Origin of the sequence: Nocardioides sp. CPCC 206348, from assembly GCF_048654705.1 — a bacterium.
In the GTDB taxonomy this organism is placed as follows: domain Bacteria; phylum Actinomycetota; class Actinomycetes; order Propionibacteriales; family Nocardioidaceae; genus Nocardioides.
This window is the reverse complement of sequence record NZ_JBMCZA010000209.1, coordinates 25,767-27,176: the sequence shown is the minus strand read 5'-3', so window position 1 is coordinate 27,176 and position 1,410 is coordinate 25,767. Positions and strand designations below refer to the sequence as shown.

The window sequence follows — 1,410 nt, the reverse complement described above, 5'->3', positions numbered from 1 at the left end:
TCGTCACATCCGAAACAAAAATCCCAACATTCTCAGGACTCACCGGCGTGTCGGCTTGACGAACTACGACGGTGTAACTCTCGGGCGGACCGTCAGTCGACGTCGACGGGCACCTTGGAGGTGGTCGTCGTCGGATGCGAATGCAGGCCCCTATCGAACTTCTGCCCGCTCGCGATCCCGCCCAGGTAGAAGGACACGACGGCGATCGCGATGCCCGCGATGTCGTCGGCGACGTAGTGCCAGCCGAAGTACAGCGTGGCGACGACCGTCAGGCCGAAGTTCACCCAGAAGACCCACTTCAGGATCTTCGAGCGCAGCGTGTACTGGACCATGAGTGCGAACAGCAGGGTGATCGCGCAGTGCAGGCTCGCGAAGCCGGCGATGGAGTTCACCGACCCGGTCGCGCCGCCGTACAGGACATTGCCCCTGGCTCTCACGATCCCGTTCATCAGGTCGGTGGTGCCGGTGTGCGCCAGGCCTCCTGTCCCGTAGTACTCCGCGGCGTAGGCGATGCCCGGGCCCAGCGTGGGGAGCAGGTAGTACGACAGGGTGCCGAGCGACCAGGCCAGGCACTGGGACGTCACGAACCAGTACCCGAAGGACATGTTCCGCGACCACACCAGCCAGGCCGTCACGCCGAGCGGCACCAGCGGCAGGAACATCAGGTAGATCGGGGACAGCACCTCGGCGGTGACCGTCTTGCCGAGGATCGCGTGCAGGACGTCGCTCGGGTCGTTGCCGAAGAAGATGACCCGGTCCATGATGTGCAGCTCGCGGTCGTAGGACAGCGCCCTCACCTCACCCGGCGCAGCGGCCGGGTCGGACCGCACGAACGGCAGGAACGACTTGAGGTTCCGGTAGCTGACGTAGGTCAGGTAGAAGCTGATGACACCGATCGCCACCAGGGTCGCGCGTTCCTTGGTCCAGTGGGTCTTCAGGCGGTGCCGCACGATCGGCATGACCCGGTTCGGACGGCCGCGGGCCTTCCAGAGGGTCAGCGGCAACAGGTCCAGCAGCAGCGCCCCGATGAGGAGCAACGGCAGGCGGATGTAGGACGGTCCGAGGAAGCTGCCCTCCGGGTCGAGCAGGCGGCGGTCGAGCTTGACCGCGGTGAAGACCGCCAGGCCCAGCATGAGCGCCGCCGTACCGATGAGGAGGGTGTAGGCGCGGCGGTACACCGGGGCAGTCTAGGAGACCGCTCCTGACGGGGGTGGCAGCAGATCGCCGATGACGGCCAGGCCCCGCCGATCCACCCGTACGGCGGCCAGGTCCCCCGCGGCCGGCGTCCACCCCGGAGCCCCCAGTCCCGCCAGATCGCCGACCCCGTCGACCGTGACGACCAGCCGACTGCCGTCCGGCGTCAGCCGGAACTCCTGTACGACGGCCGGGGGACCGTCGTCGGGCCCGATC

Annotated in this window: 1 protein-coding gene and 1 pseudogene; both read right to left on the bottom strand. The window is 67.4% G+C overall.

Annotated features, from left to right (window positions below; genetic code table 11):
• Window positions 1-92 precede the first annotated feature (92 nt).
• Window positions 93-1,178, bottom strand: a complete 1,086-nt coding sequence (locus ACOADB_RS20725) for a phosphatase PAP2 family protein (RefSeq protein WP_378602888.1) — start codon at window positions 1,176-1,178, stop codon at window positions 93-95.
• Between the two features lie 9 nt (window positions 1,179-1,187).
• A pseudogene (locus ACOADB_RS20720) lies at window positions 1,188-1,410 on the bottom strand (hypothetical protein); the annotation flags it as partial.